This window comes from Rhizobium acidisoli (assembly GCF_002531755.2).
In the GTDB taxonomy this organism is placed as follows: domain Bacteria; phylum Pseudomonadota; class Alphaproteobacteria; order Rhizobiales; family Rhizobiaceae; genus Rhizobium; species Rhizobium acidisoli.
In genome coordinates, this window is record NZ_CP035001.1 from 542360 (window position 1) to 565465 (window position 23106).

18 protein-coding genes are annotated in these 23106 nt (G+C 62.4%); 11 read left to right on the forward strand and 7 right to left on the reverse strand.

The features are described 5' to 3' along the window. Positions 1 to 63 precede the first annotated feature (63 nt). Positions 64 to 816, reverse strand: a complete 753-nt coding sequence (locus CO657_RS31710; protein ID WP_054184065.1) for a polysaccharide deacetylase family protein — start codon at positions 814 to 816, stop codon at positions 64 to 66. Beyond that, positions 813 to 1907, reverse strand: coding sequence for a glycosyltransferase family 4 protein (locus CO657_RS31715; RefSeq protein ID WP_054184064.1), 1095 nt, complete (start codon positions 1905 to 1907; stop codon positions 813 to 815). Before CO657_RS31715 ends, CO657_RS31710 begins: the two co-directional genes overlap by 4 nt. 180 nt (positions 1908 to 2087) lie before the next feature. Between CO657_RS31715 and CO657_RS31720 the strand changes: the two genes are divergently transcribed. Further along, positions 2088 to 3806, forward strand: a complete 1719-nt coding sequence (locus CO657_RS31720; protein WP_054184063.1) for an adenylate/guanylate cyclase domain-containing protein — start codon at positions 2088 to 2090, stop codon at positions 3804 to 3806. Then, on the forward strand, positions 3806 to 4684 hold the full coding sequence (locus tag CO657_RS31725) for an FkbM family methyltransferase (protein ID WP_054184062.1): 879 nt from the start codon (positions 3806 to 3808) through the stop codon (positions 4682 to 4684). The genes CO657_RS31720 and CO657_RS31725 overlap by 1 nt, the downstream gene beginning before the upstream one ends. A gap of 36 nt (positions 4685 to 4720) precedes the next feature. On the opposite strand, the gene CO657_RS31730 is transcribed toward CO657_RS31725, so the two are convergent. Continuing rightward, complete coding sequence (locus tag CO657_RS31730; RefSeq protein WP_054184061.1) at positions 4721 to 5692, reverse strand: quinone oxidoreductase family protein; 972 nt, start codon at positions 5690 to 5692, stop codon at positions 4721 to 4723. A 69-nt stretch (positions 5693 to 5761) separates the two neighbouring features. On the opposite strand from CO657_RS31730, the gene CO657_RS31735 reads away from it, so the two are divergent. After that, positions 5762 to 6655, forward strand: coding sequence for a LysR family transcriptional regulator (locus tag CO657_RS31735; RefSeq protein ID WP_054184060.1), 894 nt, complete (start codon positions 5762 to 5764; stop codon positions 6653 to 6655). Positions 6656 to 6725: 70 nt separating this feature from the next. Here the strand turns inward: CO657_RS31735 and CO657_RS31740 are convergent, their stop codons facing one another. Further along, positions 6726 to 7637 carry an ankyrin repeat domain-containing protein gene (locus CO657_RS31740; protein ID WP_054184059.1) on the reverse strand — a complete coding sequence of 304 codons (912 nt, stop codon included), beginning with the start codon at positions 7635 to 7637 and terminating at the stop codon, positions 6726 to 6728. 86 nt (positions 7638 to 7723) lie between these two features. On the opposite strand from CO657_RS31740, the gene CO657_RS36970 reads away from it, so the two are divergent. Continuing rightward, positions 7724 to 8086 carry a hypothetical protein gene (locus CO657_RS36970; RefSeq protein WP_156339789.1) on the forward strand — a complete coding sequence of 121 codons (363 nt, stop codon included), beginning with the start codon at positions 7724 to 7726 and terminating at the stop codon, positions 8084 to 8086. A gap of 307 nt (positions 8087 to 8393) precedes the next feature. On the opposite strand, the gene CO657_RS31750 is transcribed toward CO657_RS36970, so the two are convergent. After that, entirely contained in the window at positions 8394 to 8873 is a 480-nt protein-coding gene (locus tag CO657_RS31750; protein ID WP_054184058.1) for a class I SAM-dependent methyltransferase, read from the reverse strand. A 124-nt stretch (positions 8874 to 8997) separates the two neighbouring features. On the opposite strand from CO657_RS31750, the gene CO657_RS31755 reads away from it, so the two are divergent. After that, positions 8998 to 10173 carry a DUF3095 domain-containing protein gene (locus CO657_RS31755; RefSeq protein WP_054184057.1) on the forward strand — a complete coding sequence of 392 codons (1176 nt, stop codon included), beginning with the start codon at positions 8998 to 9000 and terminating at the stop codon, positions 10171 to 10173. A 101-nt stretch (positions 10174 to 10274) separates the two neighbouring features. Here the strand turns inward: CO657_RS31755 and ltrA are convergent, their stop codons facing one another. Both ltrA and CO657_RS31770 read right to left on the reverse strand, forming a co-directional pair. After that, on the reverse strand, positions 10275 to 11633 hold the full coding sequence (ltrA, locus tag CO657_RS31760; protein WP_054184056.1) for a group II intron reverse transcriptase/maturase: 1359 nt from the start codon (positions 11631 to 11633) through the stop codon (positions 10275 to 10277). Positions 11634 to 12169: 536 nt separating this feature from the next. Beyond that, a complete protein-coding gene (locus tag CO657_RS31770) occupies positions 12170 to 13507 on the reverse strand; it encodes a nucleotide sugar dehydrogenase (RefSeq protein ID WP_003595077.1) in 1338 nt (445 codons plus the stop codon). An 817-nt stretch (positions 13508 to 14324) separates the two neighbouring features. Here CO657_RS31770 and CO657_RS31775 point away from each other — a divergent pair. From CO657_RS31775 to CO657_RS31800, 6 genes are all read left to right on the forward strand, one after another. Continuing rightward, positions 14325 to 15668 (forward strand): adenylate/guanylate cyclase domain-containing protein, encoded by a 1344-nt coding sequence (locus CO657_RS31775; RefSeq protein WP_003595075.1) that lies wholly within the window; start codon positions 14325 to 14327, stop codon positions 15666 to 15668. Positions 15669 to 15822: 154 nt separating this feature from the next. Further along, on the forward strand, positions 15823 to 17718 hold the full coding sequence (locus CO657_RS31780) for an ABC transporter ATP-binding protein (RefSeq protein ID WP_054184054.1): 1896 nt from the start codon (positions 15823 to 15825) through the stop codon (positions 17716 to 17718). Then, positions 17712 to 19619 (forward strand): ABC transporter substrate-binding protein, encoded by a 1908-nt coding sequence (locus CO657_RS31785; RefSeq protein ID WP_054184053.1) that lies wholly within the window; start codon positions 17712 to 17714, stop codon positions 19617 to 19619. Before CO657_RS31780 ends, CO657_RS31785 begins: the two co-directional genes overlap by 7 nt. Before the next feature lie 3 nt (positions 19620 to 19622). Next, positions 19623 to 20621, forward strand: coding sequence for an ABC transporter permease (locus tag CO657_RS31790; protein ID WP_054184052.1), 999 nt, complete (start codon positions 19623 to 19625; stop codon positions 20619 to 20621). Further along, a complete protein-coding gene (locus tag CO657_RS31795; RefSeq protein WP_054184051.1) occupies positions 20621 to 21793 on the forward strand; it encodes an ABC transporter permease in 1173 nt (390 codons plus the stop codon). Before CO657_RS31790 ends, CO657_RS31795 begins: the two co-directional genes overlap by 1 nt. Positions 21794 to 21893: 100 nt before the next feature. Further along, positions 21894 to 23099, forward strand: coding sequence for a glycosyltransferase family protein (locus CO657_RS31800; protein ID WP_054184050.1), 1206 nt, complete (start codon positions 21894 to 21896; stop codon positions 23097 to 23099). Positions 23100 to 23106 lie beyond the last annotated feature (7 nt).

Consider the following 23106-nt stretch of genomic DNA (forward strand, 5'->3'; position numbering starts at 1 on the left):
CATCGCCGGATCACCGTCGCCGGCGAGATTTTCTCGGGCGCGTTCACGCCTGATCGGCGCTGGTCATGGACTTAGAAGGCCCGCTGCCGGCAACCAATGAACGGCAGGATGCCGGCCGGTCGTTGCAAACAAGGCCGACAGGAAATCCCAGGCCGCGGCATCATGCACCAGATGGTGGGTCAGCACGCCGATCGGCTCGTCGCTGCCGGCAAACCGGTCTTCCAACTCCGCCACCAGCTCGGCCACCAGTTCCTCCTCGGCTCGGCCGCCGCGCGTGCCGCGCCAATCGATGATGTCGACATGGGTGTTGAGCAGCGGCATCGCCCCGCTTTGCCTTGCCCGGCCATAGACCGAAAGCGCTGCAAAGCCGAGGTCCGGCAGTACCGGGATGAGGGCCGCGTCGATCCGGTTCCACGGCGGCACCAGCACCGGCAGAAAGCGGGCCGGATGCAGCCGCTGCAGCAGCCGGAACCCGTCGCTGAGTTCGCCGAGCACGATGTCCGCCGGCCGGTCACCACCGAGTTCCTGCTTTTTCCGCTCCGGCCCGGCATGGTTCGTATGCGACCAGCCGTGCACCGCGACGCTGACACCTGCTTCCTCCGCCAGCCGCGCCGCCAATGCCTCTCCCGTGAGGGCGGGAATGACGGCAAGCGTCAGCGGGACCGCGTTGTCGCCGGTCGATGCCAGCAGCCTCTCCAGATCAGGCGTCGGCTCGATCGCGTCGTCGTCCCGCAGCCAGAAGCGGGCGACGCGGCCGGCGGCCTGCCAGCGGTCGAGCTCGCGGCGCAGCGGCTCCCAGCTCATCCTGTCGGTCATCCCATCACTCCTGTTCCTGCATAATCCCGCAAAATTCCATCCAGCCGCTCGGCCGCCGTCGCCAGCGAGCGCTCCCCAAGCACGAGGCGACGCGCCGCCTGCCCCATGGCGTCGCGTCTTTCCCTCTGGTCAAGCAGGGCAGCCACGGCCGCGGCATAGGCGGCGACATCACCATCCGGTGTCAGCAGGCCGGTCACCCCCGCCTCGACCACGGCGGGCACCCCTGCCGTCTCCTGCGCGACGACGGGCAGGCCGGCGGCCTGGGCTTCCAGATAGGCAAGACCGTAGGCCTCGCCGCAGCCGGGCCAGACATAGAGGCCGCCGCGCCCGAGCAAACCGGCGATCTCGGCCGCATCCCGTTCGCCGAGCCATTCGATGCGGCCGGCAGGGAAACCGGCAAACAGCGCCTGCACCTCGTGCCGCATCGGGCCATCGCCGATGACGGCAAGCGTCCAGGGTCGGTCTTCGATCAGCCGCAGCGCTTTTGCCAGCGTGGTAAAACTTGCCATCTTGTCGCCGGCCCGCATCATCGCCACCGTCGTCAGCCGCAGCGGATGTGGCGTCGGCAACACCCTCTCGAACAGCGCGGTGTCGATGAAGGGTTTCAGGCGGGCAAGCCGCGCCTGCGGAAAGGCGGCTGAAAGGCCCGCCTGGTCGCGTTCGGTGAAGCTGATATTGACCGCCGCCTGCAGGATCGCCTCGCCTACGCCTTTCTGCACGTCTGCCCAGCCGGTGTTATCGCGTTTTGCCGCGTAGGACGCTTCGGCGGTGACATAGGGGATGGCGAATTCGGCGGAGATCACCGGCCCTAAAGGGTCGGGCGATTTGTAATAGGGGTGGTAGCAGAACCAGAGCTCGGGTCGCAGCGTGGATGCCCATTTTTCCCGCAGCCGCTGCCGTTCGGCACCGATCGCCGGTTCGAGGTCGGCTGCCGCCTCCGGTGTCGCGGCATGGGTGCGGAATTCGGAGACGACCTCGACGTCATGCCCGGCCATTTCAAGCGCTCGGATCAACAGCCGCGCCATCAGCCGGTCGCCCGACGGCACCGGATGGTTCGGCGATTTCATCGGCGCGTAAAAGGCCACCCGCATGCACAACCCTCATATGAAGACACAGTGTTTCCGGCCGGCATGCCCGGTGGCGAAACTCCGCTATTGTCCATTTCCCTAAAACTTGCGCATAAGCATATGGAATGTGATCGCGATGGAAGCAATTCCGCCTCTTTCTCAATCTCTATGAGCCTGCGGTTGCATCGACAAGAACGGGAATGAATGACGACGGTCTCGGCCACAGGGATTTTTTCGGAGCGTACGATCAGAAGGGCAAGGCTCGGTTCCGGCCTGGTCATTTTCATCTTCGTCCTCATGCATTTGTCGAACCATGCGATCGGCCTGATTTCCGTCTCGGCCGCCGATAAGGCCGCCCGCCTGTTCATGGCGATCTGGCGCAACCCTGTCGGCACGACCATCTTCTATTCGTCGGTTCTGATCCATATAGCGCTGGTGCTGCGGGCCATTTATATGCGCCGCAGCCTGGTCATGCCAAAGGGCGAAATGGCGCAGATCGTGCTCGGCCTGCTGATCCCGCTGCTTCTCATCGATCATGTCATCGGCACGCGGATCGCCCACGAGCTCTATGGCTATATCGATGACTACGAGACGGTCGTCGGCTCGCTGTGGATCCGGGCTCCGGCAAACGGCCTGCGGCAGGCGTTCGGTCTCCTCGCCGTCTGGATCCATGGCTGCATCGGCCTGCATTTCTGGCTGCGCTACCGCCCTTGGTATCCAGGCCTGGCGCCGCTGCTGCTGGCGCTGGCAATCCTCGTGCCGGTGCTCTCGCTGCTCGGCTTCGTCGAAATGGGCCGCACGCTTGCCGACCCCGCCTATCAGCAGGCGATCGCCAACAGCCCCTATAAGGCGACGGTCAACTCCCGTTATGCCTCGAACCCGGAGGTTCTCCGCCAGGTTTCGACGATCCGCGCAGGGCTTTACGGCGCTTTCTCGGCCGCGCTCCTGATCGTCGTCGCAGCCCGCGCCCGGCGCAGGCTGAAGGAGGCCCTCGACCAGGTGGCCGTGCATTATCCGGGTGGCGAAGTGATCCGTGTGCCGCGCGGCTTCTCGGTGCTTGAGGCAAGCCGGCTCGGCGGCCTGCCGCATTATTCCGTCTGCGGCGGAAAGGGCCAGTGCTCCACCTGTCGGGTGCAGATCCTCGGCGACTACGAACACCTGCCGGTCCCCGACAAGATGGAACAGACGACCCTGAGGCGCATCAATGCCGGCCCGGATGTGCGGCTTGCCTGCCAGCTTCGCCCGAACCGCGATGTCGCGGTCGCGCCGCTGCTGGTGCCGGCGCTCGAAGCCGCCCTTCCCGCCAACAGCCAGGAGACCAGCCCGGGGCGCGAACGTGAGATCGCCGTGCTTTTCGTCGACATTCGCCATTTTACCACGCTGACGGAAACGCGCCTCCCCTTCGACGTCGTCTTCCTGCTGAACCGCTATTTCGCCATCATCGGCAAGGCGGTGGAGCAGGCGGGCGGGCGGCTCGACAAGTTCATCGGCGACGGCGCCATGGCGCTTTTCGGCCTCAACACCGCGCCTGAGGAAGCCTGCCGCCAGGCGCTGAAGGCGGCCGCGGCGATCGTCGCCGAGATCGAGAAACTCGCCGCGGAGCTGTCCGAGGAACTGGCGCTGCCGCTGCGCATTGCGATCGGCATCCACACCGGCCCGGCCGTCGTCGGCACAATGGGCTATGGCCGGGTGCGCAGCATGACTGCGATCGGCGATACCGTGAATGTCGCGAGCCGCCTGGAAAGTGCCGCTAAGGAATTCGAGGCGGCGATTGTCATCTCCGAGCCGGTGGCGAGCCTCTCCGGCGCTGATCTTTCCGGCATCGAAAGCCGTGAAATCAGCGTGCGCGGCCGCGCCCTGCCCTTGAAAGTCTACGTCATTCCGAGAGAGAAAGCGGCAGAACCGCTCGAAGGAAAAGACTGATGTCCGGCAAGCCCTGGCTCACCGCCAAATATTGGAGCCGCCGCCTGCGCAAGGCGCGCAACACCGCAGCCTCGCGATTCTTCGACACCCGCTTCGGCCGCCGCCTGCTGGTCGAAAATATCGGCCCGCGCGTCATCTCGATGACGGTCGACGCCGGCGACCATCTGATGACCTTCTCGCCCGGCGACTATATCGGCCGCAAGGTCTTCCGGAAGGGCCATTTCGAGCGCGACGCGGTCGACCGGCTGATCGTCATCCTGCGCGAGCGCGGCCTCCTCAGAAAGGATGCGACGCTGCTGGAGATCGGCGGCAATATCGGCACCCAGACTGTCTATTTCGCCTTGAGTGGCACTTACGCCCGGATCGTCAGCATCGAGCCCGACCCGCGCAATTTCCCGCTGCTTGAACTTAACATCCGCCAGAACCGGCTGGAAGAAAAGGTCCACCTCGTCAATTGCGCCGCCGGCGAGCGCGAAGGCGAGATCGACTTCTTCCTCAACCGCAACAATCACGGCAAGAGCAGCGCCATCCGCCAGAGCCCGACCGACAGGAAGATCAGCGTGCCGGTGAAGCCGGTCTCCGAAATCCTCGCCGGCCTTTCGATCGATCCTGGAGCAATCGGCCTCGTCTGGATGGATATCGAAGGCTATGAACCGATCGCCTGCCGCTCGATGCAGCCCCTGCTTGCCCGCCGCGTACCGCTCCATATGGAAATCACCCCGCTCTTCTACGGAACCGAGGGAACGAGAGCTTTCATCTCCATGCTCGCCAGCTACTATGAGGACTGCCTCGTCCTCTTCGAGGACCGCGAGGAGGAGATGAAGGTGCGCGATCTGCCCGGCGAATTCGATCAGTATAACGTGCTGCTTCTGCCGTAGGGGCGGCTACGGAGCCATCCCTTTGCACGCCACGCCTTAAGGGATCAGCAAAATACTGCCTGCGGCCCGCCCTGACTCCATTTCGATATGCGCATTTGCAACATCTGCCAGGCTGAACTCGGCCGCGATCTGGCAGACGATCCCTGCTTCCATGGCCTGGACTGCCGCCTGCGCCGCCTCGCGGTATCTGTCGACATCGGCGCACCAGGCCATGATGCTCGGGTGAGAGAGCGACTTGCCGGGCCGAAGCTCCTCGACCGGAACCGGAGGAACCGGTCCGGCGGCTTGCCCGATGGTCACAGCCATCCCGAAGGCTCGGACCGAACGAAGGCTTTTGACCAGCATATCGCCGCCAATTCCGTCAATGGCGACGTCAACGCCGTTGCCATTCGTAAGCAGTTGGACTTCCGCGACAATATCGGCCTCGCGCCCGATGATGAGATGATCCGCGCCGAAGGACTTGGCGAGCACCGCCTTTTCGGGCGTGCTGACGGTGCCGATCACCGTGGCATTGAGCGACTTGGCCCAGCGAACGAGGATGCTTCCAAGCCCACCAGCGGCCGCGTGGATCAGAATACGACTTCCGTCGCGAACATCGCACGTCTTCTTCAGCAGCATGTAGGCCGTCATGCCCTTGAGCAGCGAGCTTGCAGCCGTTTTCGCCGAAACCGCTTCGGGAAGCCTGATCACTCTTTCAGCGGCAATGGTCCTTGTCGAGCAATAGGCTCCGACCGGCGGCCCCGCATACGCCACCCGGTCGCCCTCTTGCAAGCCCGTCACGTCAGGACCGACCGCTGCCACGACACCCGCAGCCTCAGCACCGATCACCGCCGGATAGAAGGGCATCGGATAGATGCCCTTCCGATGATAGATGTCCAGGAAGTTGGTCCCCATCGCTTCATGACGAATTTTTATCTCGCCTCGACCGGGAGCGGCCGGACGGTGATCCTGTACCTGAAACCGCGTGACGTCGCCGGGGGCGTTCAACATTACGATCTGATCTGTCATCGTGAGATCTCCTTGATGCGCACAGGCTACCGGCTGGCCAAACCTGTGAAAATTCCCTATTGCTGCACAATGAGTGGGAACAAATTCACACAACTCGATTGGGACGACTTGCGGCATTTTCTGGCGCTGGCGCAGTCGGGAACGTTTCTCGGCGCGGCAAAGCAGCTGGGGGTCGAACACGCGACCATAAGCCGGCGCGTCTCATCGCTTGAGGCTAAGCTGGAACGCAAGCTCATCGACCGTCGCGGGCGGCGCGTCATTCTCACTCTGGAAGGGGAGAAGGTTGCCAAACATGCCGCTGTCATCGCCCTGCAAACTGCCGCGGTCGAGCAGATTGGGCGCAGCAGTGCGACGGAAGTGCGCGGCCATGTGCGGATCAGCGCCCCTCCCGCTCTTTCGAGCGTGCTTCTGGCAAAACCGATCGTCGCTATCCGGCGCGATCATCCGGGTGTTCAAATTACGCTTGTTGGCGAGAAACGGTTTACGTCTTTGAACCGGCGCGAGGCTGACATCGCGGTCCGACTGTCAAGACCGGAAGATGGCGACTATTCGATCACCAAGCTCCACGAGCTGACTTTCAATCTCTTCGCCTCGAAGCGTTATCTCGAAACCGTTGCGCCGTCCGAATGGACCTTCATCGGCTACGACGAAGCGATGAATGCCTCGCCGCAGCAGCTGCGTCTCAAGGAAGTGGCCGCCGGCCGCCCAATTGCATTGAGATCATCCGTTCTCGAGTTTCAGGTCGCGGCCGCAAGGCTCGACGGAGGTGTCGTCATGCTACCCGATTTCGCAGTCCCCGGAGATCTCCAGCGCATCGAGGGCGAACATGCTCTGCTAAGGGAGCTGTGGCTGGTCGTGCACTCGGAGATCAAGGACGTTCCGTCCATTCGTGTCGTCCTCGATGCGCTCAAGCGCGCGTTCAAAAAGGAGCCTCATGCCGGCCCGCCCCATTTGTCCGAGTAAATCAACGATATCGGCCAGGAGCGGCAGCGACGCTGCGACACCCTCGCCGGCGTGGCTGCGCACCATGCCGTCAAGGCAGCGGAACCGGCGTGTCAGCGAGCGTTCTGAGATAGGCGATCACATCAAGCCGATCGGTTTCATCCGGCGCGCCACGGATTTCCATGTCGACGCCAGGCGTCGTCAAAGTGGGACCGGCTAGAAAAATATTGAGATCTTCATACGTCCAGGTCCCCTCCCAAGCGGACAGCGTTTTGGAGTAGCCGTCGAATTTGGTCGAAGCCTTGTCGCGCCCGACGACGTTCCAAAGGCTCGGTCCCCTAGTAGGTCCACCCTGGGCACGGGTGGCATGGCAGGAGGAGCAGTTGGGCGCAAAGAACGCCGCGCCCTTTGCCGGGTCGCCGTCCGCCAGCTTCGCGGAAATCGGCTCGGGTTTCAAAATGGTGACGCCATGCGCCAGCAGATAGGCGGCGATGTCGGCATGATCGTCATGCTTTGCAAGATGATAGGCCGTGATGATAGCCGGTAGACGGGCGGGGTCACCCCGGATCCAGACGGCGTTGACGTCTGCCCCGGCTTCGACGAGCACCTTGACGCAATCCAGACAGCTGTTCGCGACCGCGAAATGCAGCATGCGCTCACCCCTGGCTGCGGCATTCGGGTCAGCACCATGCGCCAACAGCAGGCGCATGATATCGACGGCGTTGGTCAAAACGGCGCCTGTAAGCGGCAGGCCGAGCGACGACTGGCTGTTCACACCGGCCCCGCGCTTGATCAGCAATTCCACTGCTTCGGGATGGCCGCTGCGAATTGCCAGAAAGAGAGGTGTAGCGTCCTTCTCTTGCTCCTCAATGTCGGCACCGGCATCAAGCGCCGCCGCGATGGCCGTCAGGTCGCCGCTCTTGACCGCGTCGTGAAGCGGGCCGCCATGGGCGGCTACAGCAGCGCTCAAATAGATGAGAAGGCTTCCGATCAACTCACGCATCTGGCTCTCCCCCGGCCAATACGGTGATCGATGATTATAGACCCAATCAGCCCCATCGGCCAGTAGGCAGTATGCCAATCGGACGAATGGCATTGCCAACGGCGGTCAACTTGAAAACTGGCGACGGTGAAGTCCCCGCACCTCGCTGGCAGGTCGTCGTCATCCCGATTTCTGGATCAGTTGTCAGGTGGCGAAATGCCGCGAAGCTGAAAGAGTTCGCATCAAACGATGCTTCCTTGCCTCTGTCCGGGAATGCTCACGATATTTCGCAGAGCTTCCCGGAAAAACTGCTGGCGGTCACATCATTCCTGCCACCACTTCGCTCTTTCAAGGATGACTTTCCAAATCACTTTCCGATTGTCGGGAACCCGGATATCGATGGTTTTGCCTTTTCCCTCTTTACCTCTTCACATACGGCAGACACCGCCAAAAGCCCTGGCTCGCTATAAGATCCGACATTCCAAGAGCGGTTGCAGCTTTGATTGCCGATTCTGGCGTGAAACCGCATGTTGATCTCGTCACGTCACGAAGGAACATGGCTGCCGCTTTGCGATCGTCGGACCTCAGCGTGTCAAACGCATAAATTGCAATGAGGCAGCTCTGCCGCGTCGGCGTTCAAAAGCGACGCTTGGGCGGAGAGGCTTTTAACTTCGATGGCCACGAGATGGGCTTGGTTCGCGACGTGCCGGGGATTCGCTCATACAATGTGGTGCTTTGCATGCCTCGCCCCGCCGCGTAGCCGGCTCATCCGCCCGCTTATGTCCTCCGATACACAAAATACCGCCCTTCCTTGATCCCCTCCGGCAGCGGCAGGGCCACCAACTCGGCATGCTCCAGCGGCAGGCCGCTGACGGCGATGCCGTTTGGGGCGAGGACGCCGGCCATTAGATGCGGCAGCCAGGTCAGCGTTACCGCGTCGATCTCGTCATGGCCGGTGCCGATATCGGCATGGGCGAGCGCCGCGCCGATGCCGAGGAAGGCCTGGCCGGACTCGCGGATATTGCCGGTCACCATATCTTCCGCCGCTGGCGTCGAGGCCGAATAGGAGCGGACCTCCCAGTCGAAGGCGACGATGCGGCGGCCGGGGAAATTTTCGCGCAGGTGATCATAGGTGCGGCCGTTGCCGAGGCCGAATTCCAACACCGGGCCTTCCATTTCGCCGACCAGATCGATGATCGCGTTCAAAATGTCGCGTTGGGCCGTCAACCGGCGAATGAAGCTGTCGAGGCGGCTCATCTAATCCGTATCCGTGATGAAAAATCGTCCGCGGGTGCTAACACATGAAACCTTGCCAAGTCGATTGCCGTACATGGGAAATGGCGTTGCAGTGGCAACATGGGTCTGTGCTAAGCTGGATGACATGAAAACCGTGACCGACGAAGAATTCTTTGCCGCCGTGCCGCTGTTCAGCGCCTTCGAGGGCGTGACCGATGCCGCCAATTATCGGCCGCTGCCGGATGGCTGGGTGCTGGCGCTTGCCGATATCGTCGGCTCGACGCAGGCAATCGCCGGCGGACGCTACAAGGACGTCAACATGGCGGGCGCCAGCGTCATTTCGGCTGTCTTGAATGCCGTCGGCAAGGGCGATTATCCCTTCGTCTTCGGCGGCGACGGCGCGCTGATTGCGCTTCCGGGCTCGCTGGAGCAGGCGGCGCGCGACGCCCTCTCCGCCGTGCAGATCTGGGTCGAGGAGGATCTCGGCCTGATGCTGCGCGTCGCCATCGTTCCGGTCGCCGACACCCGCGCCGAGGGGCTTGACGTGCGCGTCGCGCGTTATTCGGCAAGCCCGCACGTCACCTATGCGATGTTCTGGGGCGGCGGCACCAGCTGGGCGGAACGACAGATGAAGCTCGGCCATTACGCCGTCGAGCGCGCAGCGGCCGGAACACGCCCCGATCTCACCGGCCTTTCCTGCCGCTGGAGCCCGATCGATGCGCAGAACGGCGAGATCGTCTCGATCATCGCGGTGCCCGGCGAAGGCAGGCCGGGCGAGGAATTCCGCAACCTCGTGAACGGTATCGTCGCCATCACCAGCGAGCAGAACCGCGGCAGCCATCCGGTGCCGGCCGACGGCCCGGAGCTTGCCTTCTCGCTGCACGGCATCAATCGCGAGGCCAAGGCCACAGCCCCCGCCGGTCGGCGCTTGCGCCAGAAGCTCATCATCTTTTTGCAGCTCGCCATCACGGTGATCTGCTATCGGCTCGGTATTCCGCTCGGCCGCTTCGATGCGCGCCGCTATAAGCGCGACGTCGCCGGCAATTCCGATTTCCGCAAATTCGACGACGGGCTGAAGATGACGGTCGACGTCGACGCCGAACATCTGAAACGGATCGAGACGCTGCTGGAAGCGGCACGCGCCAAGGGCATTGCACGCTACGGGCTGCATCGCCAGGCCTCGGCGCTGATGACCTGCTTCGTGCCGACGCCGATTTCGCGCGACCATATGCATTTCATCGACGGCGCTTCGGGCGGTTATGCGGTGGCCGCCAGCCGGATGACCGGCAAATCACTTTCTGCAGCGCCGAGCGTCATTTGAGAGGCGCTCCGAAAACGGCATAGGGGGCGATCATAGCTGATCGCACCCCTGCCACACCACCCGGCATGCGGGTCCGCACCGGGCGGTTCGAGAGATTGAGGTTAGGCGAGTCTGGGCATACCGAGTTGATCGGCCCATTTAATCGTGAGCACAGAGTTGAGGAGCTTGGCGCTGTTGCGCCACCAGCGACGGGAATTACCCGCCACCTGGCGCGCCGCATTGAGGTTTGCTCCCCTTGCCGTCAGTTCCCGGAAGATCGTCCAGCCTCGCTTCCATTGCTTGAGCTGAATAGCCCGCAAACGATGGCGCATCCACTCGTCCAGATCGTTAAAGACCCGAGGTGTTTGTGCCAGTCTGAAGTAGGCTTTCCATCCGCGCACGAAGGCACCCAGCCGTTCGACCACCGCCTTCAAGGACCGCCCCGTTACCCGGGTCGTCAGATGACGCACCTTATCCTTGAACGCTCTTATGGCCTTGTCGGCCACCCGTCGCTTGACCACACCCCCGGCTTGCCGAAAGGCATAGCCGAGGAATTTGCGGCCGTAGACGCTGGCAACGGCGCTCTTGGTTTCGTTCACCGTCAGGTGAAGCCGGCCATAAAGACGCCGCAGCAGAGCCATCACTCGTTCGCCTGCCCGTCGCGACCGCACATAGATGTTGCAGTCGTCGGCATAGCGGCAGAAGGCATGGCCCCGCCGTTCGAGTTCCTTGTCCACCTCATCCAGCAGCAGGTTGGCCAACAGCGGTGACAATGGCCCGCCCTGCGGCGTGCCACAGGTCCGCTTGATGACCGCATCCCCATCGACGATGTCGGCGTTCAGGTAAGCCCGAACCAGGCGGATGACGCCAGGATCGGGGATTTTCCTGCGCAGACGGTCGATCAGGATGTCGTGGTCAACCCGGTCGAAGAACTTCTCCAGGTCCACGTCCACCACGACCCGCCGTCCGGACTGTACGAATGATTGCGCCGCCAAGACGGCATCGTGCGCACCGCGTCCTGGGCGGAAGCCGTAGCTGTGCGGGCTGAAGGTCGGATCAAGGATCGGCTGGAGGACTTGCAGGAGCGCCTGTTGGATCAGGCGGTCCAGCACCGTGGGGATGCCAAGCTCACGCTCGCCGCCCCCAGGCTTCGGGATCATCACGCGACGCACCGGCTGTGGCCGATACGTCCCCTCCCGCAGACTGTCGCGGATGGCAGGCCAGCATTGGCGCAGCATCGCAGCCGTCTGGTCGATGTCCAGGCCGTCCACACCCGCAGCACCCTTGTTGGCTCGTACCTGCTTTAATGCCCGCTGAAGGTTCTCTCGCCTCAGGGCCGCCTCAAGCAGCCCCGCACCTGTGTCGTTGCCAGTCCGTGGCGGGGGCGCGGCTTCGTCGAGATCGCAGCACCGACGGGCTTCACCCGCTTGCCTCTCCGATCTCCCGGATTGTCCCGGCATCTGACGCATGGCCTTGCTCATCCTCGGTGGGAACTTCACTCTCTCTCGTTCGGCCCTTCGTTCGCGCCAAGGCGCTCCCTACTACGGCCTCTGCTGACTTCTCGCTCCGGTTCGACACCGTCGCCCTTTCAGGCACAAGGCGAGATCTCCCCAGGTAAGAACGCACTCCTTCCCTGCACGACCGCCGGATTTACGCCACCGCCCCTTGGTCACAAGAGCTTCGCGGTTCTTTGCCCGCTCGCCCTGGTCGGCACCGCCTCATATCCGGTTCTTGTCCATCGGCCCGCAGTTTCGATCCACGCTTCCTCCCCACGGTCGGTCGCCCTTCCGCAGTTGCGCTTCACTTCGCTCGCCATGACCAGCTTACGGTGGGACTTCCACCCACAAGAATGCGCCCATGCTGGGCGCACAAAGCAAAACCCGCCGCTTTGAGGCGACGGGCTGATCTTATCCTGATTTAGGGAAGGACTTATTTGAAATGGCAACGACCGGTCGGGGTGGTTTCTTTGTCGCCGTCATCATAGCGGATCGACTCGGCTTATGCCGTCGCGCTGCTTTTATGCCTTGATGACGTGATCGGCCGAAAGGCCTAGCCGGTTGAAGACGTTGCGGGTGTCGATGATCAGCGTAGCGCTTTTTGCGAGCGCCGCATAATCCACGCTGTCATGGTCGGTCGCAATCAGCACCGCATCGTAACCGCTCACAGCTTCCGGCGTCAGCGCCGCCGATCGGCGGCCCTTCAGCGCCTGGTATTCGCGTGTCGGCGGGATCTCGGCGACGAAGGGATCGTGATAATCCGCCCGTCCGCCGCGTTCCTCGATGATCTCGATCAGCCGCAGCGACGGGCTCTCTCTAATATCAGCGACGTTCTTCTTGTAGGCGAGCCCGATCACCAGCACCTTGCTGCGGCTCAGCGCCTTGCCGGCGCGGATATCGAGCGCTTCGGCAAGCTTGCCGACGACATAACGCGGCATCGCCGAATTGATCTCGCCGGCGAGCTCGATAAAGCGGGTTGGGAGCTCGTATTCGCGCGATTTCCAGGTGAGGTAGAAGGGATCGATCGGGATGCAGTGGCCGCCGAGGCCGGGGCCGGGATAGAAGGGCATATACCCGAAGGGCTTGGTCTTGGCTGCGTCGATCACTTCCCAGACGTCGATGCCCATCGCCGCATAGACGGTCTTCAGCTCGTTGACGAGGGCGATGTTGACGGAACGGAAGATGTTCTCCGTGAGCTTGACTGCCTCGGCCGTCGCATTCGAGGAGACCGGAACGACGGTCGATACCGCCGCGCCGTAAAAGGCCTTCATCAAGGACAGCGCCTCGGGCCCGTCGCCGGCGACGACCTTCGGGATGGTGGCGGTATGATAATGCTGATTGCCTGGATCCTCGCGCTCCGGGGAGAAGCCGACGAAGAAATCCGAACCGGATTTCAGCCCGGTGCCTTCGAGGATGACCTTGACGATATCGTCGGTCGTGCCGGGATAGGTGGTCGATTCCAGCACGACGAGCTGGCCAGGGCGCAGATGCCCAGCAATCGAGCGCGACGTCGCCTCGACGAAGGAGAGATCGGGATCGCGATGTTTGGTCAGCGGCGTCGGCACGCAGATGATGATGACGTCGCACTCGGCGAGCCCGGCGAAATCGGTGGTCGCCTGAAAGCGGCGAGCCTCGATCTCCGCGGCAAGCGCCTCATTGCTGACGGCGTCGATATAGGAACGGCGGGCATCGAGCGCCACCATCTTGGAGGGATCGATGTCGAAGCCGGTGACCGCAAAACCGCTGCGCGCCACCGCCATCGCCAGCGGCAGGCCGACATAACCGAGCCCGATGACGCCGGCACGGGCGTTGCGGGTTTCGATCTTCTGCAAGAGCGTGTCGAAGGTGGAGATGGCCAAGGCGGGATCTTTCAAACGGGAAGAGGAAGCTGATCTAATGCATGATCGCGGTGAATTAAACCCGGGTCCTTTTCTCCCGGCGGCAATGCCGTCCGGTTAGCGCCCAAAAGCTGCCGCTCACCGGTTCCAGTCACCCTCGACCGGGATCGGTGGGCGTCAAGAAGATGAAGGCGCCGGCAAAGCTCACGTAAAAGTCGCAGCTGGTCCCATATTCTTCGCCGTCTTGCTCCATAAGCCACCCCACGCTCCGTCGTCCTCGGGCTTGACCCGAGGACCCACGCGCCTTCACACCAGCGGCAGGCATGGATCCCAGGCTCAAGGCCTGGGATGACGGAGTATGGGGGTCTGTTCTGCCAAACTCGACGTTGGCGCAACGGATGACGGATCGCACTTCCTGGTTCAACGCGCTGCCGTCGCCATCTGCCTTCGCTCCTGGTCGACCACCCAGCCGTGCCCTCAGAGCGGGACGAAGGTCGGTCTCGCCGATATCCACATCGAAAATCCCTTACCCGGGTGTGGCCGAAATGCCCCGGCACAATCCTTTGTTGCAACTTGAGCGCACAAAAAAATCCCGATCCCATTGTTTCGCATTTGCAGCATCCCTATTTTGGCTTTCAACAATAAACTGCCGTGAAAGGACTGCCCGTCCGGTCCTCCATAGGGGAGCAGAGGGGTGCCGCTGTCGGGCTCTCGGCAGATCGTTGACAAATAATACCGCTCGTACATCCTGATTTCCTTGTGACCTGCGCATGAAAATGTGCCGGCAGGGGATTTTTGGCTCTTGGGGATGGCGTGCCTTATGAGGATCATACCGAGAATGAGCACGATCGAATCCAGCGTGTCCTCCATCCTGTTGGACCGGGTCGCTGAGTGGCTGACGAACTCTTCGCTGGCCGGAGACGAGCTTGAAAACATCGTGCGCGGTTTCTGCGAGAGGATTGCGTCGGCCGGCCTGCCGATCGCACGGGTGCATCTGACCTTTTCGATGCTGCATCCGCTTTACGACGCCTTGAGCTTTACCTGGCGGCGCGCGAGCGGCGTCACCATCGAGGGCTTCCGCATGCCGGCAGGGCAGAAGCCGGACCGTTTTCTGCAGAGCCCCTATTATTACCTGCTCGACAACAACCTGCAGCACATCCGCCGCCGCCTGATGCAGGAAGGGCCGGCCGAATTTCCGATCTTCGAGGACCTGCGCAAGGACGCCATCACCGATTACCTCGCCTTCGTGCAGCCCTTCGGCGACGGCTCGGTGCAGGGCATGATGGGCTCCTGGTCGACCGACCACCACAACGGCTTCTCCGACGACATGATCGACGCGCTTCTTCGGATGCAGAACCATCTGGCGGTCGCCGCCAAGATGGCCGTGCTCGGCAAGCTCGCCAACAACATGCTGACCACCTATCTCGGCGGCGATGCCGGCAAGCGGGTGCTGAATGGCCAGATCCGCCGCGGCGACGGCGAGACGATCCGTGCGGCACTCGTCATGGGCGACATGCGCGAATCCACAATGTATGCCGAAAAGGAAGGCCGCCAGGCCTACATCGACACGCTGAACCAGTTCTTCGACGCGATCGCCGCGCCCTTCAACCGCAACGGCGGGGAGATCCTGAGCTTCCTCGGCGACGGCTTCCTCGCCGTCTATCCCTGCGGGCGCCACAAGGACCCGTCGAAAATAGCCTGCGAGGCAGCGCTTTCCGCCGTCCATCAGGCGCAGGCGCGGGTCGCCGAACTCAACAAGGACCGCGAGGCGAAAGGCCTGAGCAAAGTCGGCTACGGCATCGGCCTGCATGTCGGCAACGTCATGTTCGGCAATGTCGGCCTGAAAGACCGGCTGACCTTTTCCGCCTTCGGCTCGGCCGTCAACGAGGTCCAGCGGCTGCAGATCCTGACTAAGAAATACGGCCGCGAGGTCGTCGCCAGCCAGGCTTTCGCCGGTTATTGCGGCGGCGAATGGACGACGCTCGGCGAAGAAAAGCTGCGCGGCATCCGCCAGAAGGTGACCGTACTACAGCCGCGGGCGCCGGCCCCCGAGATCAACGTCGACGAGGGCTTCCGCGAGTCGGTGCAGAACGGGCTTTCCGAGGCCGAGCAAGTCATTCTCCTGCACCGGGACGCGAAGAAACACGTGGAGCGTACAACCATGGAGAAGTTCATCCAGTAGATACTCGAATGCCTGCAATGAATCTGCGCGTCTCGCCTGGGGAACTTCGGCGAGATGCAGTGGTTTTCCCTTGACTGTCATCTGCTAGACACCCCGTTTGCGGTGCGATAGTGTGCCTTAACGGGAACATAGAAGACTGGGGAATTTCATTGGTATGGCGTCTGCAGCCGATTTGTTGCGTATTGAAAATCTCGACATCTCCTTCTCGGTTTTCGGCGACCGGCTGCGTGTCGTAAAGGAAGCCAATCTTCGCATTCTTCCAGGCAAGGTTACCGCTCTCGTCGGCGAATCCGGCTCCGGCAAATCGGTAATCAGCCAGTCGGTGATGGGCATCCTGCCCAACCCGGCCAGTGCTTCCGGCAGCATCCTTTTCACCGATCCGCTCGACGGCAGCACGACGGATATCCTGTCGCTTTCGCGCGACAGCGAGGAAATGCGCGATCTGCGCGGCCGGCGCATGGCGACGATCTTCCAGGAGCCGATGACCTCGCTTTCGCCGCTGCACACGGTCGGCAACCAGATCAGCGAAGTGCTTTTGATCCATACTGAGATCGACAAGCAGGAAGCGCGTGAGAAGACCGAGGAAATGCTCGGCCTCGTCGGCTTTACCAATCCGCACCGCACCTACGACATGTATCCGTTCGAGCTGTCGGGCGGCATGCGCCAGCGCGCGATGATCGCCATGGCGCTGATCTGCAAGCCGGCGCTATTGATTGCCGACGAGCCGACGACGGCGCTCGACGTGACGATCCAGGCGCAGATCCTCGAATTGCTGCGCGAACTGCAGGCCAAGCTCGGCATGGCGATGCTGCTCATCACCCACGATCTCGGCATCGTCGCCAACATGGCAGACGAGGTGGTCGTCATCTATCACGGCGAGATCATGGAAGCCGGGCCGGTCGAGGCGATCTTCCGCAATCCGCAGCATCCCTATCTCAAGGCGCTGATGGCCGCCGTTCCGCATTTCGACATGAAACCCGGAGAGCGGCTGAAGGCATTGCGCGACGTGCCGGTCAATCTCGAGACCCTCGTCGGCAAGAAAAAGCCGTTGCAGGCGGAGGCGCCGGGCACGCTGCTTTCGGTCGCCAACCTCTCGAAAACCTATAAGACCCGCAAGCGCAGTTTCCTCGGCAAGCACGAAGCCGCCGTCGTGCACGCCGTCGACGACGTCAGCTTCGACATCCGCCGCGGCGAATGTCTGGGCCTTGTCGGCGAATCCGGTTGCGGCAAGACGACACTCAGCAAGATCCTGATGCGCGCCATCACACCCGACAGCGGCGCTGTGGAGTTCAACGACGGCAAGGACGTGATCGACGTGCTTTCGGTGCGCGGCGAGGCACTGCAGGATATGCGCACCAAGATCCAGATGGTATTCCAGGATCCGGTCTCCTCGCTCTCGCCGCGCATGACGGTGCGCAACATCCTCAGCGAACCGCTGGAGATCCACGACCGCGGCGACAGTGACGAGCGCAAGCGCAAGGTCGAAGGCCTGATGGCGGCGATCGGCCTCGACAAGCGTTACCTCAGCCGTTACCCGCACAGTTTTTCCGGCGGCCAGCGCCAGCGCATCGGCATTGCCCGTGCGCTTGCGCTCGGCCCGAAGCTCATCATCCTCGACGAGCCGGTCTCGGCGCTCGACGTCTCCGTCCAGGCGCAGATCCTCAACCTGTTGAAGGACCTGCAGAAGGAGCTGGGGCTGACCTATCTGTTCATCTCGCACAATCTCGCCGTCGTCGATTACATGGCCGACCGCATCGCCGTGATGTGCAAGGGCCGCATCGTCGAGATCGCGCCGCGTGAAATCATCCTGCGTGATCCGGTGCACCCCTATACGAAATCGCTGCTCGCCGCCGTCCCCTTCCCCGATCTTGATCGGCCGCTCGATTTCAAGGCGCTCCGGGAAAACGGCGCGGCCGACAAGCAGAACTGGGGCGTGACCTTCACCGCCGAGCATGACGACGCCGCCGAGCTTGCCTATGCCGATCTCGGCGACGGCCATCTGGTGCGCGCCCGCAAAGGCGCCGATGCCAAGGAGTTGCGAGGATGGTGACGCGTCGCACCTTTCTGAGCGGCCTTGTCGGCGCGGCAATCGCCCCCGCGGTGCTTCGGGCGGAGCCGGCCGGCGAGCCTGAGTTTCTCAAGGAGCGGCTGGCATCGGGCAGCCTGCCTGGTATGGCCGAGCGTATTCCCGCCCGCCCGCGCATCGTCAACCTGAAGGAGATGGGGCTCGCTCCCGGCAGCTACGGCGGCACGGTGCGCACCATCATCGGCAGCCAGCGCGACATCCGCTTCATGACGATTTACGGCTATGCCCGGCTGATCGGCTACAACAAGCACCTACAGTTCCAGCCCGATATCCTCGCCGATTTCCACTCGGAAGACGATACTATCTTCACCTTCACGCTGCGCGAGGGCCATAAATGGTCCGATGGAGAGCCGTTCACGGCCGACGACTTCCGCTACTGGTGGGAAGACGTCATCCTGAACGACAAGCTGACGCCGGGCGGCGGCGCGCTGGAGCTTCGCCCGCACGGCAGCCTGCCGCGTTTCGAGGTCCTCGATCCGCTGACGGTCCGCTACACCTGGGAAAAGCCCAACCCGATGTTCCTGCCGACGCTGGCAGGGCCGATCCCGCTCGTCATCGTCGGGCCGGCGCATTATCTCAAGCAGTTCCATAAGAAGTTCCAGCCCGACCAGGCGAAGATGGAACAGATGATGCAGGCCAACCGCGTCAAGAAATGGCAGGACCTGCACATCAAGATGGCCCGCTCCTACCGGCCTGAGAATCCCAACCTGCCGACGCTCGATCCCTGGCGCAACACGACGGCGCTACCGGCCGAGCAATTCGTTTTCGAGCGCAACCCGTTCTTCCACCGCGTCGACGAGACCGGAAGGCAGCTTCCTTATCTCGACCGGTTCATCCTCAACGTCTCCTCCTCCTCGATCATCGCCGCCAAGGCGGGTGCCGGCGAAGCCGACCTGCAGGCGACCGGCATCGACTTCAACGACTACACCTTTCTGAAAGAAGCTGAGAAGCGCTTCCCGGTGAAGGTCAATCTCTGGAAGGTGGCTCGCGGTTCGCGCATCACGCTGCTGCCTAACCTCAACTGTGCCGACGAGGTATGGCGCGGTCTTTTCCGCGATGTGCGCCTGCGCCGCGCCTTGTCGCTGGCGATCGACCGGCACGAGATCAATATGGTCGCCTTCTATGGCTTGGGCACGCCAAGTGCCGATACCGTGCTGCCCGACAGCCCGCTGTTCAAGCAGGAATATGCCGATGCCTTCGTGAAGTTCGATGCCGACGAGGCCAACCGGCTGCTCGACGAGGTCGGCCTGACAAAGCGCGGCGATGACGGCATAAGGCTGCTGCCGGACGGGCGGCGCGCCGAGATCACCGTCGAAACTGCCGGCGAGAGCAATCTCGACACCGACGTGCTGGAACTGGTGCACGATCACTGGGCCAATATCGGCCTTGCGCTTTATACCCGCACCTCGCAGCGCGACGTCTTCCGTAACCGCGCCATGAGCGGCTCGATCATGATGTCGATCTGGTACGGCCTCGACAATGGTGTTCCCACGGCCGACATGTCGCCCTCCGGACTGGCGCCGACCCTCGACGATCAGCTGCAATGGCCGCTCTGGGGCATGCATTACCTCTCCGCCGGCCAGGAGGGCACAGCGCCCGACCTGCCTGAGGCGGCCGAACTGGTCGACCTGCTCGGCCAGTGGGGCTCGACCGCAAAATTCGAGGAGCGCCAGGTGATCTGGCACAAGATGCTGGCGCTCTATACACAGCAGGTGTTCTCCATCGGGCTGATCAACAGCACGCTGCAGCCGGTCCTTTGCGCTGCAAAGCTGCAGAACTTGCCGGAGAAAGCCCTCTACGGCTTCGATCCCACCTCCTATCTCGGCATCTACATGCCGGATGCATTCTGGTACAAGGAGGCCTGAGGCGTGCTCAGATACATTCTCTGGCGCGTCGCCGCCATGGTGCCGACGCTCTTCGTCATTTCGGCGCTGGTTTTCACCATCATCGAGCTGCCGCCGGGTGACTTCTTCGAGAGCCAGATCGCCGAGCTGCGCGCTTCCGGCGAGACCGCCAACCTCCAGGAAATCGAGGAGATGCGACAGCAATACGGTTTCGACAAGCCGGAAATCGTGCGCTATTTCTACTGGGTCGGCGGCATGCTGCACGGCGATTTCGGCTATTCCTTTGAATACCAGATGCCGGTTTCCGATGTGGTCGGCGAGCGCCTGTGGCTGACGATCCTCGTCTCCTTCACGACGATCCTCCTCACCTGGCTGATTGCCTTTCCGATCGGCATTTATTCGGCCACGCACCAGTATAGCTGGAGCGATTACGGGCTGACCTTCCTCGGCCTGCTCGGCATCGCCGTTCCGAATTTCATGCTGGCGCTGATCCTGATGTATTTCGCCAATATCTGGTTCGGCATCTCGATCGGCCATCTGATGGACCAGCAATATATCTCTGCGCCGATGAGCTGGGCGAAGGCGCGCTCAATTCTCTCCCACCTGTGGATCCCCGTCATCATCGTCGGCACGGCAGGGACTGCCGGCATGATCCGGCGGCTGCGCGCCAACCTGCTCGACGAGATGCAGAAGCAATATGTGACGACGGCGCGCGCCAAGGGCCTGCATCCGATACGGGCGCTGCTGAAATATCCGCTGCGCATGGCGCTCAACTTCTTCGTCGCCGATATCGGCTCGATCCTGCCGTCGATCATCTCCGGTGCCGAGATCGTCGCGATCGTGCTGTCGCTGGAGACGACGGGGCCGATGCTGATCAAGGCGCTGCAGAGCCAGGACATGTATCTTGCCGGCTCGTTCCTGATGTTCCTCGCCTTCCTCAACGTCATCGGCGTTTTGATCTCCGACATCGCCCTCGGCTTCCTCGATCCCCGCATCCGTCTGCAAGGCAGGAGCACCAAATAATGTCGCCCCTTCCCGCACCCGGCGCGCCGCTTCCCCATTACGTCTCGACCGCGCCGTTCGATCCGCTGGCGACCGAAACCATGACGGCGGCGCAATCGCGCATCCATCTAGCTTCGCAGAAGCAGCTGATGTGGTGGAAGTTCAAGCAGCACAAGCTCGCCTTGATCTCCGGCATCTTTCTCGCCGCCGTCTACCTGATGATCCTGATCGTGGAGTTCCTGGCGCCCTACGGCCTGCATACGCGCAATGTCGATTTCATTCACGCGCCGCCGCAGCGTGTGCATTTCTTCGACAAGGGCAATTTCGTCGGTCCCTTCGTCTATGGCCGCAGCATGACGCTCGATCTCGATACGCTGCACCGCGTCTATAAGGACAAGCCGAACGACGTACAGCCGATCCGTTTCTTCTGCCGTGGCGATGCCTATAAATTCTGGGGTATTGCCGCCTCGAACTATCATCTGGTCTGCCCGGCGATCGGCGGGCAGATGTTCCTGCTCGGCACCGACCGGCTCGGCCGCGACGTGCTCTCGCGCATCCTCTACGGCGCGCGGATATCGCTGACGATCGGCCTGATCGGCATTTCGATCAGCTTCCTGCTCGGCATCGTCATCGGCGGCCTTGCCGGTTATCGCGGCGGCATTTTCGACCTCGTCGTCCAGCGCCTGATCGAAGTGCTGCAATCGCTGCCGAGCCTGCCGCTATGGATGGCGCTGGCCGCCATCATGCCGGTGACGTGGAGCCCGATCGTCATTTATTTCGGGATCACCGTCATCCTCGGCATCATCGACTGGACGGGGCTTGCCCGCGCCGTGCGCTCCAAACTTCTGGCGCTGCGCGAAGAAGATTACGTCCAGGCGGCACAGCTGATGGGCGCCAGCACGCCGCGCATCATCGGACGGCATCTGGTGCCGGGTTTCATGTCGCATCTGATTGCCTCGGCGACGATTTCGATCCCCGGCATGATTCTCGGCGAGACCGCGCTCTCCTTCCTCGGCCTCGGCCTTCGCCCGCCGATCACCAGCTGGGGCATCCTGCTGACCGAGGCAAAAAGCGTCAGCGTCATCGCCTTTTATCCTTGGCTGCTCTATCCGATCATTCCTGTTGTTCTTGTCATTTTGGCGTTCAACTTTCTGGGAGACGGCTTGCGTGATGCGGCAGATCCCTACAAATAGCAGAAAACCCGGCGGCGCCTTATGGTACCGCCCCCGCCACGTGGCCTCCGGACGGTGGGGGTACTAACGCATGCTGTTCACCCCGGAGGGAACACCACCCATGGCCAGACGTCTCGAAGATGCGCGCATCCTCATGTACAGTCACGACACCTTCGGCCTCGGCCATCTCAGGCGCTGTCGCGCGATCGCCCATGCGCTGGTCGAGGATTATCGCGGCCTCAACATTCTGATCATTTCGGGTGCGACGATCGCCGGCGCCTTCGACTATCGTGCCCGCGTCGACTTCGTGAAGATCCCGAGCGTCATCAAGCTGCGCAACGGCGAATATACCTCGCTTGCCAGCCATATCGATCTGCACGAGACGCTGAAGATGCGCGAATCGAGCATTCGCCACACGGCCGAGACCTTCCAGCCCGATATTTTCATCGTCGACAAGGAGCCGATGGGACTGAAGGGCGAGGTCGAGGATACGCTTGCCTATCTCAAGGCCCGCGGCACCGTGCTGGTGCTCGGCCTGCGCGAGGTGATGGACGCGCCGCATCTGCTCGACGCCGAGTGGAAGCGGAACGGCATCATGCAAAAGATCGACCAATATTACGACAGCGTCTGGGTCTATGGTCCGCCGGATTTCTACGATCCGCTTGTCGGTCTCGACGTGCCAGCGAGCCTGCGCCGAAAGATGGATTTCGTCGGCTTCCTGCAGCGCAGCGTCTCCAAGGGCAAGAGTTCGATCAACGCCCGCAAGGATAATTACCTCCTGGTCACGACAGGCGGCGGCGGCGACGGCTCCGATCTCGTCCACGACGTGATGAACGCCTACGAGGCCGATCCGACGCTGACGCAGAAGGCGCTTGTCGTGCTCGGTCCCTATATGCCGGCGGCCGAGCGCGCCAAGCTGGTGCAAAAGGGCGAAGCCATTCCCTATATCGAGGTGATCGAGTTCGACAACCACATGGAAGAGCTGATCGACGGCGCCACCGGCGTCGTCGCCATGGGCGGCTACAACACCTATTGCGAAATCCTCTCCTTCGACAAGCCGGCGCTCATCGTGCCGCGCGTCAAGCCGCGCGAGGAACAGCTGTTGCGTGCCCAGCGGGCAAGCGCGCTCGGCCTCGTCGATATGCTTCTGCCGGAACAATCGGCCGATCCCACCATCATGTCCGAGGCGCTGAAACGTCTGCCTTCCCGCCTGCCGCCGTCAAAGAGCGGCAGCAACATGCATCTTGAAGGGCTGGACCACATCTCGCAGACGGTCGGGCGATGGATTGACGGCCGCGCCAGCCACCTTTCCCTCGTCGCGGAATAGGGCACAG

Bases quoted from the DNA above. Each gene is read 5' to 3' on its own strand.
- CO657_RS31730 (WP_054184061.1), bottom strand. From the start codon at position 5,692: ATGACAGATCAGATCGTAATGTTGAACGCCCCCGGCGACGTCACGCGG.
- CO657_RS31775 (WP_003595075.1), top strand. From the start codon at position 14,325: ATGAGCACGATCGAATCCAGCGTGTCCTCCATCCTGTTGGACCGGGTC.
- CO657_RS31795 (WP_054184051.1), top strand. From the start codon at position 20,621: ATGTCGCCCCTTCCCGCACCCGGCGCGCCGCTTCCCCATTACGTCTCG.
- CO657_RS31750 (WP_054184058.1), bottom strand. From the start codon at position 8,873: ATGAGCCGCCTCGACAGCTTCATTCGCCGGTTGACGGCCCAACGCGAC.
- CO657_RS31715 (WP_054184064.1), bottom strand. From the start codon at position 1,907: ATGCGGGTGGCCTTTTACGCGCCGATGAAATCGCCGAACCATCCGGTG.
- CO657_RS31755 (WP_054184057.1), top strand. From the start codon at position 8,998: ATGAAAACCGTGACCGACGAAGAATTCTTTGCCGCCGTGCCGCTGTTC.
- CO657_RS31710 (WP_054184065.1), bottom strand. From the start codon at position 816: ATGACCGACAGGATGAGCTGGGAGCCGCTGCGCCGCGAGCTCGACCGC.
- CO657_RS31800 (WP_054184050.1), top strand. From the start codon at position 21,894: ATGGCCAGACGTCTCGAAGATGCGCGCATCCTCATGTACAGTCACGAC.
- ltrA (WP_054184056.1), bottom strand. From the start codon at position 11,633: ATGAGCAAGGCCATGCGTCAGATGCCGGGACAATCCGGGAGATCGGAG.
- CO657_RS31780 (WP_054184054.1), top strand. From the start codon at position 15,823: ATGGCGTCTGCAGCCGATTTGTTGCGTATTGAAAATCTCGACATCTCC.
- CO657_RS36970 (WP_156339789.1), top strand. From the start codon at position 7,724: ATGGCATTGCCAACGGCGGTCAACTTGAAAACTGGCGACGGTGAAGTC.
- CO657_RS31720 (WP_054184063.1), top strand. From the start codon at position 2,088: ATGACGACGGTCTCGGCCACAGGGATTTTTTCGGAGCGTACGATCAGA.
- CO657_RS31725 (WP_054184062.1), top strand. From the start codon at position 3,806: ATGTCCGGCAAGCCCTGGCTCACCGCCAAATATTGGAGCCGCCGCCTG.
- CO657_RS31735 (WP_054184060.1), top strand. From the start codon at position 5,762: ATGAGTGGGAACAAATTCACACAACTCGATTGGGACGACTTGCGGCAT.
- CO657_RS31740 (WP_054184059.1), bottom strand. From the start codon at position 7,637: ATGCGTGAGTTGATCGGAAGCCTTCTCATCTATTTGAGCGCTGCTGTA.
- CO657_RS31785 (WP_054184053.1), top strand. From the start codon at position 17,712: ATGGTGACGCGTCGCACCTTTCTGAGCGGCCTTGTCGGCGCGGCAATC.